General features: G+C 46.9%; 14 protein-coding genes. 3 read left to right on the top strand and 11 right to left on the bottom strand.

Annotated elements, in window-relative coordinates:
- The first annotated feature begins 18 nt into the window (after positions 1-18).
- Complete coding sequence (locus PRUB_RS25530) at positions 19-750, top strand: tetratricopeptide repeat protein (RefSeq protein ID WP_010381030.1); 732 nt, start codon at positions 19-21, stop codon at positions 748-750.
- A gap of 325 nt (positions 751-1075) precedes the next feature.
- The gene (locus tag PRUB_RS25525) at positions 1076-3103 is read left to right on the top strand and encodes a hypothetical protein (protein ID WP_010381026.1); all 2028 of its coding nucleotides are present in this window, start codon (positions 1076-1078) and stop codon (positions 3101-3103) included.
- Between the two features lie 72 nt (positions 3104-3175).
- Here PRUB_RS25525 and PRUB_RS25520 read toward each other — a convergent pair whose 3' ends face one another.
- The 11 genes from PRUB_RS25520 to PRUB_RS25470 all read right to left on the bottom strand — a co-directional run bounded on the left by PRUB_RS25520 (position 3176) and on the right by PRUB_RS25470 (position 16259).
- Complete coding sequence (locus PRUB_RS25520; protein ID WP_010381023.1) at positions 3176-4627, bottom strand: SLC13 family permease; 1452 nt, start codon at positions 4625-4627, stop codon at positions 3176-3178.
- Positions 4628-4704: 77 nt separating this feature from the next.
- Positions 4705-6576 (bottom strand): M28 family metallopeptidase, encoded by a 1872-nt coding sequence (locus PRUB_RS25515; protein WP_010381021.1) that lies wholly within the window; start codon positions 6574-6576, stop codon positions 4705-4707.
- A gap of 64 nt (positions 6577-6640) precedes the next feature.
- A complete protein-coding gene (locus PRUB_RS25510) occupies positions 6641-8830 on the bottom strand; it encodes a M4 family metallopeptidase (protein ID WP_010381020.1) in 2190 nt (729 codons plus the stop codon).
- 360 nt (positions 8831-9190) lie between these two features.
- On the bottom strand, positions 9191-9691 hold the full coding sequence (locus PRUB_RS25505; RefSeq protein ID WP_021032936.1) for a hypothetical protein: 501 nt from the start codon (positions 9689-9691) through the stop codon (positions 9191-9193).
- Between the two features lie 175 nt (positions 9692-9866).
- Positions 9867-11858, bottom strand: a complete 1992-nt coding sequence (locus PRUB_RS25500) for a TonB-dependent receptor plug domain-containing protein (protein WP_010381018.1) — start codon at positions 11856-11858, stop codon at positions 9867-9869.
- 276 nt (positions 11859-12134) lie between these two features.
- On the bottom strand, positions 12135-12395 hold the full coding sequence (locus tag PRUB_RS25495; protein ID WP_040645681.1) for a CBU_0592 family membrane protein: 261 nt from the start codon (positions 12393-12395) through the stop codon (positions 12135-12137).
- 215 nt (positions 12396-12610) lie between these two features.
- Positions 12611-13015 carry a DUF1761 domain-containing protein gene (locus tag PRUB_RS25490; protein ID WP_010381015.1) on the bottom strand — a complete coding sequence of 135 codons (405 nt, stop codon included), beginning with the start codon at positions 13013-13015 and terminating at the stop codon, positions 12611-12613.
- A 76-nt stretch (positions 13016-13091) separates the two neighbouring features.
- On the bottom strand, positions 13092-13613 hold the full coding sequence (locus tag PRUB_RS25485; protein WP_010381013.1) for a response regulator transcription factor: 522 nt from the start codon (positions 13611-13613) through the stop codon (positions 13092-13094).
- A gap of 3 nt (positions 13614-13616) precedes the next feature.
- On the bottom strand, positions 13617-14858 hold the full coding sequence (locus PRUB_RS25480) for a sensor histidine kinase (protein WP_010381011.1): 1242 nt from the start codon (positions 14856-14858) through the stop codon (positions 13617-13619).
- 58 nt (positions 14859-14916) lie between these two features.
- A complete protein-coding gene (locus PRUB_RS25475) occupies positions 14917-15789 on the bottom strand; it encodes a mechanosensitive ion channel family protein (RefSeq protein ID WP_010381010.1) in 873 nt (290 codons plus the stop codon).
- Positions 15790-15863: 74 nt separating this feature from the next.
- The gene (locus PRUB_RS25470; RefSeq protein ID WP_010381009.1) at positions 15864-16259 is read right to left on the bottom strand and encodes a nuclear transport factor 2 family protein; all 396 of its coding nucleotides are present in this window, start codon (positions 16257-16259) and stop codon (positions 15864-15866) included.
- Between the two features lie 142 nt (positions 16260-16401).
- On the opposite strand from PRUB_RS25470, the gene PRUB_RS25465 reads away from it, so the two are divergent.
- Positions 16402-17469, top strand: a complete 1068-nt coding sequence (locus PRUB_RS25465) for a ketoacyl-ACP synthase III (RefSeq protein WP_010381008.1) — start codon at positions 16402-16404, stop codon at positions 17467-17469.
- Positions 17470-17563: the final 94 nt, after the last annotated feature.

The following is a 17563-nucleotide window of genomic DNA, read 5'->3' as shown; positions in this document are numbered from 1 at the left end:
TTATGAAGGAGAACGCTCATGTGGCAAAAACTAACTTACGCACTGGCCTTTGTCGGCCTGCTAGCCAATACACCCGCTGCACAAGCCGGGCTCGAAGAAGGTATTGCAGCAGCCAATGCCGGACAATTTGATGTTGCGCTCAAAGAATTCAGATATCTTGCGGATATGGGATATGCACCGGGTATCTACGAGCTAGCCAAAATGTATGACGGTGGATATGGTGTACCAAGAAACCCACGTAAAGCAGCAGAGCTTATGCAGCAAGCGGTTAAACTTGGCAGTGCCGACGCCATGTTTTCACTGGCCGTGATGTATGAGCAAGGTAAGGGCGTAAAAATCGACAAGCAAAAAGCAGTCGATCTGTTTATGGCCGCTGCCAGAAAAAACATGCCTGCCGCGCAGTTCAATCTGGGCGTAATGCACGCCAACGGAGATGGAGTAACACAGGATTACAATCAGGCGAAGTTCTGGTATGAACGTGCTGCTGCAAATAACTATACACTGGCCATGTTCAATCTTGCGCTTCTGTACTATCAAGGCCTCGGTGGAGAGAAGAACGTTCAGCGCTCCTATATTTGGAACACTCTGGCAGAATATAATGGCTACCGCCCTGCTTCAACCAGCCGCAGACTGGATGAAAAAAGCATGTCCCGCTCACAGCGAGAAGATGCGCAGGAGATAGCTGATACCATTTATCATAAAATACAGGCCGGAACTTATATCGCAGGGTCGCAAATTACAGAAGACTGATCTGCCGCCTAAGCAATCCGTGCCAATCACTCATCACTGCACGGATTGCCAATCCCTCTTCCCTGATCTCTCCCACTTAGTGTTTACCTTACATTGTATGTCATGTCCTTCAGAAGTCTCTCTATAGAACCCGTCACCAGGCAATGTGAACATTAAAATGCCAGGAAACTAAACCATCACCACTTAGATAACAGTCTGTTAATATTGAACAATTTTGTCATTTAATGTTACCGCGTGAAGATTTCTACCACTCGATATGATTTAATCGCAGCCCTCCCAATATCGGGACATTTCAATAATTAATAAAATATAAAAGGACATATGGATGTTTAAGTATTCTAAAGTTGCTCTTGGTATTGCTACCTGTTTCGCACTCACAGGTTGTCTGGAAGTTGAAGATAACGATGACAATCAAAAACTGGTTGAGCAACTTGAACAACAGAACTCAATCATTCAGGAACAGCTTGATCTTACCAAGCAGCAACATGAAATCACTCAGGCACCGATTACAATAACGGGTAATGTCGTCAGCGCTTCCGAAGGCTTGTCTGCCAACGATGCTTCCATTAGTGTACTGGTAGGGGGGCAGTGGCGCGATTCAGTAGCTGTAGATGAGCAGGGACAATTTACCGTTGCAAAACTGCCGGCCAACACTGAGGTGCTCGTCAAGGTTTCCAGCACCAGTGATGCATTTCTAACACGTTACTTCGCTATCAATACGCCAAACTCATCCATCACCCGTGAAGTCTCGCATGATTTACTCGATCTTGAAGTTTCAGCAGGTTACACAAAAGAGTTTACAGTTCTAGAATCAGGTACAGGTGAGAATCTTAAGGCGCTTTCAATTTGGGCATCAGACATAGTCGTTGACGAAGGTATGCAAAGCCAGTCTATTCCGCGCGATGCGTATCTGGAGCAGATCACGAAAGAGTATGGACAAAAAGCGGTATTCAATGAAGACAAAGGTGTATACCAGATCACTTTGGCGAAAGACTTGCCATCTGCTTTGTATTATCAGGCAGATATTAACGAAGATAAAATTGCGGATTACCGTCCAGAGTTCACGAATTACAACACGGACACAGATTCTATGATGTTGGTGTCAGCCGACAACGTCATGGACACAGATACCTTCCATTTAGAGCCCATCGAGCAACAAGCCTATACATTAGCACTGACCGTGTTGGATCAAGATGGCAATGTAATTGAAGTGGACCGCGTTGTGGCGCAGGGCAACGACATGGGCGCACAATTTGCCACTCTCAATGCTGAAACCGGTCAGTATGAATTGGATGCAAAGTACTTTGGCGATTTAACACTACAAATCCCAGGTTTTGTTAGAGGTGATGTCGCTTTCAGCAGCGCTACTGTGCATATCTTCGACTACAACGAACAAAACGGGTCTTATAGAGTCAATACCAATGGCTCCAGTATCACGGTCGACCTGGTAAACAACACACTTAACCTGGTTGTGAGCGTGTTTGACAATCTCGTTGAGGAAACGAGCGTTACGCTAGTTCAAAGCAAGGCTATGCATACAGCGGAAGATTATGCTGAATTGTACTTTAACGTACCAGTCGCTGTTGAAGCTAATTCTGTTAAACTCAATAAGAGCCGAGATATAGTAATCAGCAGTGAAAACGGCATCACGACGGTTGTTGCACAGCCAGTAACTGTTGCTGCAAGCACATCTACAGACTTAAACAATACCCGCTTAAGAATCACACCAGAAACGACGCTCGAAGTTGGTAGTTCGTATTCAGTAGAACTGTCAGAAATACAAAACCTGGCATCAGGCAAAACGGAAAATATCTATTACAGACCTGGTTTTACATTGATCCAATCTGACAGTGATTTCGAGCCAGGCTCAATCGTAGCTGATAACAATAATTATCTCGAAAATGATAAGCTTATCACCACAAAGAATTCAGCCGGTGAAGAGAGTCAACACCATAGACCATACAGCAGTGTCGATTTGTATTTACCAATTAACTTCAGTAATGTTGAGCACTTTGGCATTCAACTTACAGGCTATACCGATGATGGTGAGCAGCATGACTACAACAGAGATATATCTATCATTGAAAGTGGTCAGATTGTAACGTGGAATGGCGTGGAAGTTGTACGCACACATCAACTCGCGCACAACGAGCACATTAACTATACCTATCATTACACTGAACTTAAAGCAGGTACAACTCTGACAAACGGCAACTATGTTCGTGTACGGACTCATGTTGCCTTGAACGACAACACAACCGAAACCACCAACGAAGTTTCATTTACCTACAGGCTACAGCTTAAGGATGATAAAACAATTAAAACCGGCACTATGACTTTACCGGTGAAATAACACGGTATCACAGTAAAAAACAAGCCGCATTTGCGGCTTGTTTTTTATCAACCTGAGCACTTGTCAAAAAGACTAATAGCCGAACAGCCGGCTTCCCACCAGCATAGTCAAAGTTGTAATCACCACTATGGCAAACAGGTTCATAACAAAACCCGCCTTGATCATATCGCGAATTTTTATCTCTCCGGAGCCAAACACAATGGCGTTTGGTGGTGTTGCCACTGGCATCATAAAGGCGCAACTTGCCGCCATAGCAGCAGGTATCACCCAAATGAGCGGTGTACCGGCAATTTGCTCAGCAACAGGGCCAAGCAAAGGTAAAAAGCCCGCAGCCGTTGCCGTATTACTGGTCAGCTCCGTTAAAAAGGTTATGAGCGCAGCAACCGCCAGTACTCCTAGTACCAAAGGTATCGCACTTGCGCCAGCCAGCATGTTGGCAATATACTCAGCCAGCCCTGACCCTTTAATTTGGGACGCCAACGTTAAACCGCCACCAAACAGCAACAAAATCCCCCAGGGCACTTGCTGCGCGGCCTGCCAGTCCATTAGTCGGGTGTCACTGCCACCCTTTGCTGGCAGTACAAACAACAGCAGTGCAGCCGCCATCGCAATTCCCGTATCGGTGATGTCCAGACCTGTCCAGCTCGCCAGGTATGGGCGGCTGATCCAGCTAACTGCAGCAAACACAAAAACAACCAGCACATTTTTTTCGGCCAGACTCATGCGGCCCAATTCACCCAATTGCTTAGTAAAAATTTGTGTCAAATCGGTGTCATTATTGGTTTTTTGCACTTTAAACGCAAAACGCGTCAACCACACCCAACACAATAAAATCATACCAAATGTGAATGGGACAGCCATCACCATCCATTGCGCAAAACCAATTTTGATCTGATAGTTTTCCCACAGATACGCGACCATTAACGCATTGGGAGCAGTGCCAATAATGGTTCCTACTCCGCCCAGGCTCGCGCTATAGGCAATCGCCAGTAACAGGGCAATACCATAGTTATTATCCTGAGATTGGTTATCCTTGAGGACATGGATCACTGACAAAGCAATTGGCAGCATCATTAATGTGGTCGCCGTATTGTTGATCCACATAGATAAAAACCCGCTGACCAGCATCATTGCCAGGATTTGAGTCTTTGGATTGTTACCGCTGCGCAACATGGTATGCAGTGCAATACGTTTATGTAGTTGCCACCTTTCCATAGCAATAGAAATCAAAAAACCGCCCAGAAACAAAAAGATCAGCGGATGTGCATATAAACTCGAAGCAGATTTAATATCGTTTATCCCAGCCAGGGGCACCACAAGCAAAGGCACCAGGGAAGTTGCAGGTATGGGCACAACCTCACTGACCCACCAGATCCCGAGCCATAGCGCAAGCCCGGCAGTACGCCATGCTTCAACACTCATCCCTTCCGGGGCTGCTGTCAAACACGTTAGCAGCATAAATGCTGGACCGAGCAGCAGACACAGCCTGTCGGTCCAGAGTTTCGACTTCTTCAAATTATCCATTACTTATATTTTTACCTGGATTTAACACTCTGGGGGTATTATGCCAGTAAAATAAGTACAGAGTATGGAAAATCTGTCTACTGTGCCGATATGGACAACGTCATTCCACTGGCACTTTGGTAGCCTTTTACACCAATAAACCAGTTACCCGCGCCCGGAGCATTGAAAGTGCAGGTTTCTGCGTTGCCGCTTTTGTAAGGACGACAATCGTAGCTATTGTCCCCAACTTCAGAGCCATATTTAACATATAAGTCACCGTCCCCCACTCCACCCGACAACGTCACAGTCAAAGACTGATACCCATTGCCCAGAGATTGAGAAAAGTTAACCCAACCGCCTTGCGACACTGATAGATTAGATTCGGTACGGTTGATAGGTTCCGGCGTGGTCCCACCTTGTTGATACTCGCCCACCAGAGAGACATTCTGAATCTCATTCCAGGCCTCAACCATGACATAATAGGTCCCTTCGCTAACGTTACTTATGGTGCAGGTTTCATTGCTGCTCGACGTAGTGCTTTTACAATCATAGCTTTGCAGTGTTGGCTTAGACCCGTACTTAACATACAGATCTGCATCTCCAGTGCCACCTGAGGTTTTAAAAGTCAGGTTGCTGCTGCCAGCAGGTACAGCCAGAGAAAAATCATGCTGAGATTTAGCTATGCCGCTGATCCCCGTTTTTGGCACACCATTTTGTAACTTACCGGGGTCAGGCGGTGGAGTAGAGCCGGCATTTTTACCCATTTCAGCCAGATAAGCGACCGCCAGTTTGGCAAATTTACTGGCATGCGTAGCGTCAAACGAAGTGTCATTGCTAGTGTGTATTTTTCTGTTTATTTCAGACATCCGCGATTCAAAGGGCATAGATGCTGCAAACTCCTGTTGATACCAGGAAGCATGATCTGAACAGCCATAACCACACTGATCATAGCCATAACTTAAGTTGGGTAAATAAGCATCAAGCAGCTGCGACAAAAATTGATTCTGGCCACTATTGGTGTAGTCCGTAATCATGGTGATGTCCTGCGTGCTGCCATTATTTCCGGTCATGTCAAACTGCACCATGCCGACCACATTTTTACCCTGAGACTTGTAATCTTGTGCAATGGCTTTAGAACCTCTCAGGCCCACTTCTTCAGCCGCGAAGCCCATGATCTGAATTGTCCGTTGAGGTTTATAATTCGCCGCAACCAGGGCTTTGAGCGCTTCAGTTAACACGGCAATGCCAGATGCGTTATCATCTGCCCCCGGAGCTCTGCCAGCAGCAGGGCTAGATTGATTGATAGAGTCAAGATGCCCACCAATGACGACGATTTCACTGGCATTTTCAGCTCCGTTGATCGTCACAACAACCGAAGATTGAGACCAGCTATGGTTATAAAAGTCAACGCTGATGTCACTACGAGACTGTGTGATTGATTGCCAGTTTTGCTTAATCCACTGAGCCGCATCTACCCCACTTTGCTGTGTGTAATAACGGTTATGGAACGAAGTCAGTTCCGCCACTGTGCTATCCAGGCTCGTCGTACTCACCTCTCCTATCATCGCGTTAACCATAGCTGGGTTATCTATGGTGTACGTCTGCAATGGTTGGCTGGTATGTGCCATACTCAGTTGCGACAGATACGCTTCAGCGTCAGCTTTCGATGCATGAGCAACAAACCCACCGCAGCGGTGGTAGTTTTCATGCATAAAGTGACTGAGTTCACCATGCTCGATTTCATCGAGCTGGGCTATGCTGACACCAGGGATCGTGCTCACCTGCGCGCTAACATGTTTACCTGTCAGCAGATTTTGTAACTGATAATGCTGCCCCGCCATGGTATCAATCGTGATCCAGGTTTTTTCGAGCTCCGCTGGTACACCAGCAAGCGCAGCACCATTGGAAAAAAGTATAACGTTCGCGGCCATTAATAAACTCAGCACACGAATGGGTCGTTGAGCTGTCATCGCAACACCCCTCAATAATTGTGATTGAACAAAAAAGGGAGCGATATGCTCCCTTATTCGATGATTAATTAGCCTGAATATTTACAGTGACACCACTGGCAGCTGAGTAGCCACGTAAGTCGATGTGCCACGTACCCGCTTGAGGGTTGGTAAAGGTACAAGTCTCACTATTGCCGTTGCGGTAAGGGCGGCATTGATAAGTGGATGTGGTTGACTGGCTACCATAGTTGACATACAGGTCGGCGTCGCCTGTGCCACCAGAGATAGTCACAGTCAGATTCGAATAACCTGCACTCAAGTCTTGCGTAAAGCGTTGCCATTGACCTGATCCCACACTGACATTGCTCTCAGTTCGGTCAATTGGGGGCGTCCCTGTGCCACCCGAGGTATACGAGCCAGTCAGCGACACGCCAGAAATGGCATTCCACGCCTCGACCATCACATAATAGGTGCCAGCCTGCACATTGCTGATGTTACACGTTTCGTTGCTACTAGACGTAGTGCTATTGCAGTCATAAGTTTGTAAAGAAGGACGGCTGCCAAACTTAACATAAAGATCAGCGTCACCAGTGCCGCCAGAAGTCACAAACGACAAGTTCGTCGCATCAGCCGGAACTTCCAAGCGGAAGAAGCTCTGTGCTTTTGACGCACCGCTGATCCCCGTGCGGGCAACACCATTGGTCAGTAGTTCATCCTGTGGTGGTTCAGTGGTGCCACATGAACTACCCGGGCTTAGCTGAGAAGTGACGCCCACAACTGCTAGTGCATCTTTAACATCTTCATGGTTGTAACCCAGGTCACAAGCCGCATCCATAACGCCGTTACCCGCCGTATCCCAGTCAGTGCTGGCCGTCCAGTATAATTGGTTTGCTTTTGCCATAACGATGAAAGCTTTCTTAGTATCCCAGCCTGTTTTATTCGCCAGGGTGTAGAATGCTTTGTTGAACACACCAGAGCTGTGGTGCACATCCATACTGGACGTATAATCTGACTGATGGCCAATAGAATTTCCATCTTTAGTCGGGTCATCCATATAGCGCAGTGCACCGGTGGATTTAAAGATCTCTTCACCGACCATCCAGTCATTGCTGCCTTTCATGTAGAACTCAGCGGCCTCACCTGCCATGTCAGAAAAAGCTTCATTCAGACCACCTGATTTATAACGATAAACCAGGCCGGAATTTTGCTCGGTAAAACCGTGACTGACTTCGTGTGCTGACACATCCAGGCTAACCAAAGGATAGAAACGATTCTGGCCATCGCCAAATGTCATCGCACTGCCATCCCAAAACGCGTTTTCGTAATTATTCCCATAATGAACACGCATCTTAAGCTGGAAAGTTAACGGCGCTGTACCTAACCAGTCGTTGTACATATTGAAAACGACGTTACCAAAATAGTGTGCATCATTTAACGGGGAATAGGCGCCGTTAATTTCCTTAACCGTATTCTCCGGACAGGTAAAACTGTGCGCCGCAGACCCACTGCTGCCATGATTGAGGTTAATGGTTTTCACGTTTGCATTATTCATCGTACAGGTGTTGCCCGACTGAGACACATCCAAATGTCCGTAGTCAGTGCCATACTGGTAACGACCTGTTTTTTGGTTGCCACCCGGCCCTGTTGCGTTAGCATGCTGGATGTTGTCAAACTCCATCAGCAATTCACCGCTGTTAGCATCAATAATTTTGTAAGGGCGTGAAGGCGACTTACCATAGGTAACATACGTCACCTCGTAAACCAGTCTGGCCTGAGACTGCTCATCAAGCCAGATACCTAGTCGACTGCTTTCGTTATGCTTTGCAAGCGCGATTTCTTCGCCATTTTGTTGTGCAGAAAACTGAGCCTCTAGTTGGCTTTGCATAGCCTGCATAGACAGTTTCGGCGTTACAGTATTCAGATCTGCCGCAATCTCATAGACAGCGGCACCATGAGCCCGCTTTAGTGCACCAGCATTGTTATAAGTCAGGCTGACTGTGTCGCCGATGACTGGCAAACCTTTGTACATTTGTTGATAGCGTGTCGTAACCGCACCATTGGCATGAGGGTATGACTTCAGCTCAACCAATGTGCTGCCTGCATCAAGCCCGATCAGCTGCTCGGGTTGTGCCGACAAAACGGCCGGAGCCGCAGACTCCAGCATCGCAGAAATAGTATTATGTGTGTTGAGGAAGCGCTTTTGAGCTGCATTTGCAGCGCCTGACACCAGCACCAGGCCGGCGGCTGTTGCCAAAGCTATTTTTGATAGTTTCACTTGATTTGCTCCATGATTACTTGTTGTTTTATGTGCAACCGGGATATTTCTACCCACAGCGCAAAACGCACATTTAACGAATGCGCAACATAGAGACTAGTGACAAAGCTAAAAAAATAAACTTTTATTAACTTTTAATTATTCTGTAATTTACACTCTGCTTGGATTAAAAATTAGCTTTATTTACATTTAGTTGAAGGCAACCTGCAGGCATTAAATTGAGCTTACTAAGCACTAAGTGTAATAAATTTGTTACACCTGGGGTAATATTGGTACTTGATAAGTACACTTTCAGGTTGCCAACTTGAGGTTGTTATACTATAACAAAACTCTTTTTGAGCGTGAAATTTTGACCAGAAGCTAGTCACTCTCACAGGTTTGACGAGCCGTAATTGCGTTGGCAATTAACGACCAGCCAAGTGACGTTTCTTTCAGCTGAGGCAAACTGCCAGGTTCTGTTTGCAAACATAATGACTGCTCTCCCTCTGCGGTTACCAGCAATAGTTCAACAGTCGCAAAAGCCAGTTCATCGTCTCCGCGCTGGGCTTGAAAATCCACCTTCAGCAAAGTGGCAGTCAAGACATCAGCGTATTGCTGAGCAAATTGGGCCGTTACCAGCTGGAACCCCTGATCTTTTGACTTTTCCATTGCCTCAGCTATGTCCTTACCTATGCCAACGTCAATGGCGAATCCAACCGCAATGCCGGCAGGACCTAACGCGCCCATCAACATGGGGCCAGCAGCAGCCCCCCTTCCCTGATAAGAGACACTTGGCATCTCAGACTTAACAACCGGTTTAGGCGGCACAGATGAGCAGGCACTCAGCAGTGTAAGTAACAATAAACAGATAAATAGTTTCATTTTAATAGCAAATACAAAAACAGAATCGGTACCGATATTATATGAGGGATATACAATTATGCATAGTAGAATCAAACCTTTATAAATAAAACCTGGAGAAGCGTAAGAAAAGAAACGAAAGGCGAGTAAATCAGGCCGTCTGAATCATGAACAGCAGTGAAGGCGCGTCAGCAAATTAAAACGAGTATGAATATTCCAGTGATAGTTGCTGTCCAGCTTGTGGTACACGACCGTCGAACACTCTCGGGTCAAACGCACTGGTTTGCTTATCAAACAAATTTTGTGCCTTAACCCTGATCTGCTTATTTGCAGCAAGGTGCCAGGTAACTGTGCCTCCAATTAGCCAGTGTGCTTCCTCATCATAATGTTGGAAGTCCGGATCATCCGGTATGAACACAGGGAAGACCTTGACCTGAGAACGCCACACCCCGTTAAGGCCGACCTGCCAACGACCAAACTTATGGTGCAGTTGCCACGAACCAAAACGTTTGTAGCTGGCACTGAACGGATCGTCAAAATGCTGGGTATAGTTTAATTTGAACCAGCTGGCTTCACTTAGCTCAAATGATGCACTGACCTCAAGCCCCTGCATGTTCGTCGAGTATGCATTATTAAACGTAAAACGGCTTTGTGCCATATCGACCGGCTCCAGAATGATAAAATCATCCAGCTGGTTTTCAAATAACACCAAGTCTAGCTGCCAGCGTGTGTAAGCCATATGCCAGACGAGCTCCGTTGTTTTGATATTCTCTGATTTGAGCTGCGCATTACCCTGGGTGATATCGTCATTGGAGTTGAGTTCATTACTCACCGGGATCCGAAACGACTCCCCGTATTGAAGCTTAAATGCATGTTGCGGGTTGAACTGATAAATGGTTGCAATACGCGGGGACAATTTGCTGTCTATGTCGATAAATTCGTCAAAACGCATCCCCGTAAACAGGGTCAATTGATCATTCAACACGTATTTCAGCTGCAGATAAGTGGCGTAGGAATCAAAATCCTGCTTCAGACTATCGAACGCAGCAAACTCATTAAGCGGCTTAATACCACCCAAATAGTATTGATCTTCAAGAATTATTTGCCCGCTAACAGGGTCAAAATGCGACGTATAAGTGCCTGCCCTGGACTGTTCCTCCAGTGAATACTCAAGCCCCCAGTTCAGCGCCAGGTCTGAGCTATGCTGATAAGCTAAGTCCCAATTAAGTGTCAGATCTTCTGAGCGCCATTTTGGCCCATTAAAAAAGTCCTGTTGCAGACCCAGCTCCTCGGCTGTCGCTATCAATCCGGCACTGTCTATGTCATGACGGATAAAACTCAACGTTAAGTCGCTATCCAGTTTGTCTGATAATCTGGCCTGATGATTTAACTTTGCCCCAATGTTACGACTGGTATGAAAATTGTCCTCACTGTAGCTGGACAAGTTCATAAACTCATCTAACGTCGTTCTGGTCAGGTGTAGAGACCCGCTAAACGCCCCCCATTTACCACCAAACTCCACAAAAAGACTCGATTGCGGGTCACGGGCTTGTTGGGCACGATAGCTTTCTCCATCCGTTGCAAAAGCACTGATATTGGCATGAAAGTGCCGTTCGGTATCAGGGCCATGGCTGTAATTTAATGAAGCATGCCTGCTATGATGCAGACCGGCACCAAGTTGTATCTGACGCGCAGACTGACGCGTTACGATATTCATTACCCCCAAAAACGCGTTACTGCCATACAGGGCTGAACCAGGACCACGAATAAACTCGACTTTTTCGACCACATCCACAGGAATAAAAGGGGCATAAACGGACGCTTTACCGAACGATGAATCATTGAGCCGCTGGCCATTTAACATCACCAGAATATTACCATTGTCGAGATAGACACCTCTGGCATGCTCTTTAGGCACGCTGCCCACCCAGTCTCCACGAGTTGACTGAAACCCGGGAACAAAGTTCATCAATTCATAGACGTTACGAATGCCAAGTAAAGTGATTTGTTGCTGAGAAAAAGAGGTGACGCTGGATGGGACGGACTGAGCTGTTTCGGCAGTTTTGCTCGCAAGCTCTACCGTGACGTCCATCAGCTCTTCAAACGACAGCTCGAACAGCTCTTCCTGACGGGCGCTTAAAGGTAAACTGAGCAAGATTAAACTTACAGGTAGCAGACTTTTTATCATACTCATTCGCTCAACGACACAATTACGGCTAAACAGTTGTCATGTAACACAAAAATCAAACAGCGATTTTTTATTTCAATTTTAATATTACGCAGACAGGGACAGTTCGCAAGTTTTTTGTGATATTTTAGTAAGTTAATGAGAAATGTTAGTAATAAAGCGCGAGGAAAGATAGTTGAATATGAATATATGTTGCATAAATAACAAAAAATAGAGTAATTGGTTTTATGCGTTTTGTGGAGCAGCACATACTGGATGCGCCGCCCTGCTAGTCAATTAGGCTGTCGCAAGTCTGCGTTTTTTAAAGTACTTGTACAGTCCAATCAAAGAGGCCACTATCCAGAATAACTCGATGACAAAACTTGCCAGATTAAAGTTATAGCAAAGACTGATAAGCAGCAAAATGGCACCACTGAGGTTCATCATATTGTACTTAATACCGTCGGGGCTTACTTTGTCCAACTGGAGTAAAAAGAACGCACCAACCACCAGGAAAGTACCCGTCATACCAATGATGTCAAACAATATGTCTATCATGTTTTTGTCCATATAAAATAGGCTCACCCAAACACGCTGGCCCGGATCCATGGGTAGGGTGATTTTCAGTCTTTGAAACAGCACAAACCTTCTTATGATAGGGTGCGAACTCTGCATATAACAGGATATTTGTCCGCTTCCGCCAGACCACTGCACGGTGCAGATTGGCCTTCATCTGTGACAGTGTGATGACACCCGGGTAAGATAATTCATTACTAGCTCAGTATGGCAAGCACGAACCCTATCAGGCAAAATTGAGCGGTATGGTAACCTGCATTGATAAGAAACAGCTTCAGAGGGCGTTGTTCAAACAAGTAGCTGGTACCCAGAGTGCTGGCAACAAAGCACACCCCAACGGCTAAGCCCAGCAACACTCCGTCCAAAATAGCGGGGCTTTTACCCAATAGCGCAGCCATTAACAGCGCCGCCAGTATGGATAAGAACATCGCGCCGCTAAAGACCAATTTATGGTCGGCATTTTGGATATCCAATTCCGTAAGACCCGCTTCTTCCAGCCAGGGTTTATGAAAAAGTAACGGTGAGTACCATATTCCCCCTAAGGCAAAGGAGGAGATCGCCGCAATCACAACGGCGACCACGTCTACATCAAACACAGTCACAGCACTTACCTCGATTATTTCACTAATTTCAATTTAGTTAATAACCTTTGGAAGAGCAAACCAGGCTGTGCATGGATTATTTAAGTACCGGGCGTTTCTGAAGTTTTCTTTGCAATGTCCGCCGGTGCATATTTAATTGTCTGGCAGTTTCAGAAATGTTGCCATCATTAGATTTCAGGGTTTGCTGTATATGTTCCCATTCAAGCCGTTCAGGTGACATGGTTGTGTCTGCAGTTTCAGACACGACAGCCTGTGTGCCTAACAGCGTTTTGGCTATCAACTGAGTGTCCGCAGGCTTTGTCAGGTATTCATCGGCACCCAGCTTAATTGCCTCAACGGCCGTCGCAATACTGGCAAACCCCGTCAGAAGTACAATTTTTGCGTCCGGGACGATGCCCCGGATCAAAGCGATGTGCTGTAAGCCGGAGCTCGCTGTTAACTTCATATCCAACAACACATATTGCGGCAAAAATGTCTGACACTGCGCCGCTATATCCAGTTCATCATGCACACACTGACAGTCAAAATTCAGCTTTGTCATTCTACGCGACAGCGTTGTGGCAAATGGTACATCATCCTCAATAATCAATAACTTCATAATTTATACTACAGGTAAAGTCACCACAGATACGGCACCCTGAGTCTGATGGTTAGACAGGTGTAAGGTCCCCTCAAGTCGCTCGATTGTAGCATGAGAAAGCAGCAGCGCCATGCCCAAACCAAATGAACTGTCCACCACTGACTTACCTATCAAAGCCAGTTTGTCCATTGCAATACCGGGACCGTGATCTCGGATCGACAAGGACCATGTGCGGTCACTGCCAGCTGAGGCCTGCTCTGACAAGCTTACACTGACTTCCAGGCTGAGCGCAGAACACTTCTCATTGGCCTTCGCCGCGTTCACAAACAGGTTAAACAACGCCGGGATCAGCATAGGATCACCACTGACTGAAAATGACTGAGGGGGTAACTGACAGGTAATGACCTGCTCAGGAAACTGCAACGTCAGCAGTTCATGAAGCTGCTGCCAGAGCGTTGTGAATGCCTGGCTGTTAACCTGGGCATGCGGCTTAAGTAGCTCGGTTTGGGCCCTGAAACCATCTAACTGTGTCTTACACTGGGCCAGAGGAGCCTGCATCTCCTGCACGGCCGGGTGCTGCGGAAAATCCTCACTTAACTCTTCATACAACAAACTCAAATGCGCGATGGGTGTGGCCAGTTGATGGGTTACCTGAGCAGCAGCACTGCCTAATGCGAGCACCTGCTCCTGTTGCAGTTGCTTTTCTCTGCTTTTCGCCAACGCCAGTTCTCGCTGCTGGATACGGCTGGCCAGAAAGGTCACGATCGTCACAATCACAATGACCATAAACACAAAATTCACCAGCATGCCAAGCAAGTGCTGGCCCATATGCATACCATGGTGATGCATTGGGACCACCGTATACAAGTACCCATATGCGGCTAAGGCTGCACCGGAGATAAATACTACAAACTTAGGTGGCACCGTAACCGCGGCAATGATGCAAGGTAACAACAGCAAAGAGACAAACGCGTTGCTCGCCCCACCCAGAAAGGATAGAAGAACGGTTAAAAATAAAATATCAGCCACCAGCTGCATCACCATAGCGCCGGGTGAAACATCACTCACTTTACGATAGGCATAAACACTCGCCAATTGAAACACAGATTCCAGCGCTATGACTGTAAAAATAGGCTGTTCGGGTAAATTTTTATCTAAAAACCACAGCGAAATGAGCACCAGAACCAACTGCAATACAATGGCGATGGAGCGCAGCAATAATAACTGGCCAAGCGCCGAGTTAGGAGAGAAATTAATTAACATTATATTTTACGCTTTACACTCAATAAATACGCAGACACCGGGTGTGCCTGCAGATTAGTTAACGCTTAGGTTGCCTGACAATGGCAAGCTGACCGTCGATATGCACATCACGCTGCGGAAAGGCCACCACAATATCATGCTCGGCAAATAACTCATCAAGACGAAAGCGGATTTTACTTCTCGCCTGTCTGAGCCCGCCTTCGACCGTAGAGTTGAGCCAGAAATTGACTTCAAATATCAGTGCGTTGTCACCAAAGTCTTCAAACGTAACCTGGGGTTTGGGGTCGTTCAGTACTTCAGGCTGCTCTTCGGTTGCCTGCAGGATCAAGGCAGCTACCTGTTTTGCGGGCGAGCCATACGCCACCCCGACACGTACCGATGTACGCATAAGTTTATCAACCAAAGTCCAGTTAATAACCGTGTTTTCAAGTAATTTACTGTTGGGGATAAGCATATGTACCCCATCTACCCGACGCAACCGAGTTGACCGCGTATTGATTTTTTCAACGATCCCTTTGGTGCCCTCCACTTCAAGAAAATCCCCAATACGAATGGGCTTTTCCCACATCAGGATCCAGCCACTGATGAAGTTGTTGATGATGTTTTGGGCCCCAAAACCAAACCCTATGGCAATCGCACCTGACAAAAAAGCAAAAGCTGTAATGGGTACATTAATCACATCTAATATAGTGATCACCGTAATGGCAATTGCCAGGACGTAGCACAGTCTTTGCACCAAATGCACCATGTTCGGGTCGGTATTGCCCGCTCTGAGGCGGTTGGTTAACTTACCAACCAAATAGCGGGTCAGCCAAATCCCTAATATCAATAACAGCGGGACAAGCAACAGCTTGCCGATTGTGAAAGAATGCTCTGCGTAAGTGAATAGTGAAAAGTTCAACCATTCGCTCAGTTTATCCGGGTAATACACTATACACCTCTGTGAATGCTCGGACGACACAGCGCCGGCGAGCTGAGTGGATTAAATTAAGATGCGGGTCGCACTTACTCATATTTGAGCTTAAATTCCGGGCAAGGCGTTCCCTGATGGAACATTAATTGCCAACTCGCTCCCTTGCAGCGCCAGATCGACATTCTGACGGAATAATTTAAATTAGAATAGGCATTTCGACGATAAGCAGCATGATAGGTGATCTGGGCCAGGTTGTCGGCGAGCATCTGGCCCTGAAAGTCCTGATTATAAAACTGTGGCACTTTCTCCCTGGGCAATCTGGCCAATACGTGAGATTTATTAAACATCAGCCCGTTAGCTGAAATTTCATAGAAGTCCTCATCTAACAACTGAGCCAGTCTTTGCGGATTTTCTCGCACAGCCGGGTCCAGTAACTCACGCTCCAGGTTTATGAGCATATCCAGCGTATCAAATTTAATTTTTTGCATTATAAACCAAGCAATTAACGCCACCACCTATTATCAGTCTAGTCAATTAGCCGATTTCGACAAGGGATAATTGGATGTAACCTAAGGCGGTTTACGATATACTGTGCCTTAGCCTACTGGTCGGATTTGAATAAGAGATAAAATGAAGTACGCAAAAATAACAGGATGGGGAAAAGCAATCCCCCCCGCCTCTATCACTAATGACGAACTAAGCAACATTGTTGACACCAATGACGAATGGATCAGCACCCGAACGGGCATCAAATCTCGCCGTGTCAGCCATGTGAGTACCGCAGAGTTAGCCACCTTTGCCAGTAAACAGGCGCTAGCCTGCGCCGGACTCAAAGGTGAGGACATTGATCTGGTCCTGCTGGCAACCTGTACTCCCTCCACTATGGTGGCCAATACCGCATCCCTGGTGCAAAAAAACATCGGTGCTGTTGGCGCAGCTGCGTGCGATACCAACGCGGCCTGCTCGGGCTTCCTGTACGCATTGCAAAATGCCACGGCTCAGATCCAGGCGGGTATGATCAAGCGCGCAGTGGTTGTGGCAGCTGAACGTATGACCTGGTATGTCAACTGGGCAAAACGCGACAGTGCGGTGCTATTTGGTGACGGCGCTGGCGCGGTGATCCTGGAAGCCAGCGATGAACCCAGTGGACTGCTAGGTACTAAAACCGGATGTGACAGTGAAGATCGCGGCATTTTACATATTCCGAACTACGGTACAGATCTAAGCCGCTACGAGCCAGCAGGCCCGTCAGACTTAGCTTTCGAAGGGCGAGAGATTTTTAAACGTGCGGTCACTGGTATGAGCGTTGCATGCGATGACGTCCTGGCACAAGCGAATTTGTCCCTGTCTGATATAGATGTGCTGGTTCCACATCAGGCAAACTTGCGGATCATTCAGGCAATCCAGAAAAAGCTCGATATTGCGGACGATAAAGTGATGGTCAATATCGACAAGTACGGTAATACCTCCGCAGCAACCATTGCCATTGCCTTGTGTGAAGCAGTGGAACAAGGGTTGGTTAAACCGCACGCAAACATCATGTCAGCCGCATTCGGCGCGGGCCTGACCTGGGCTGCCAGCTATATAAAGTGGGGTGAACGTGTCACGCCTGTGGCACACTACGAAGAGACATTGCCAGCCTGTGAAAAGTCAGGTGTGGAATTAATAGCGGATGCCGTCAAGGCATGCCAACAGTAAAGGGCTAATTCCTTTACAGGGCCAATTTAGCATTCACACTGAATTGGCCTTATCTGCTCGACCCTGAACACGCACGAGTGGTAAACTCCCCCCA

Source organism: Pseudoalteromonas rubra (assembly GCF_000238295.3).
Taxonomy (GTDB): domain Bacteria; phylum Pseudomonadota; class Gammaproteobacteria; order Enterobacterales; family Alteromonadaceae; genus Pseudoalteromonas; species Pseudoalteromonas rubra.
The sequence above is the reverse complement of the archived record's forward strand: the minus strand, read 5'-3'. Positions and strand labels throughout refer to the sequence as shown.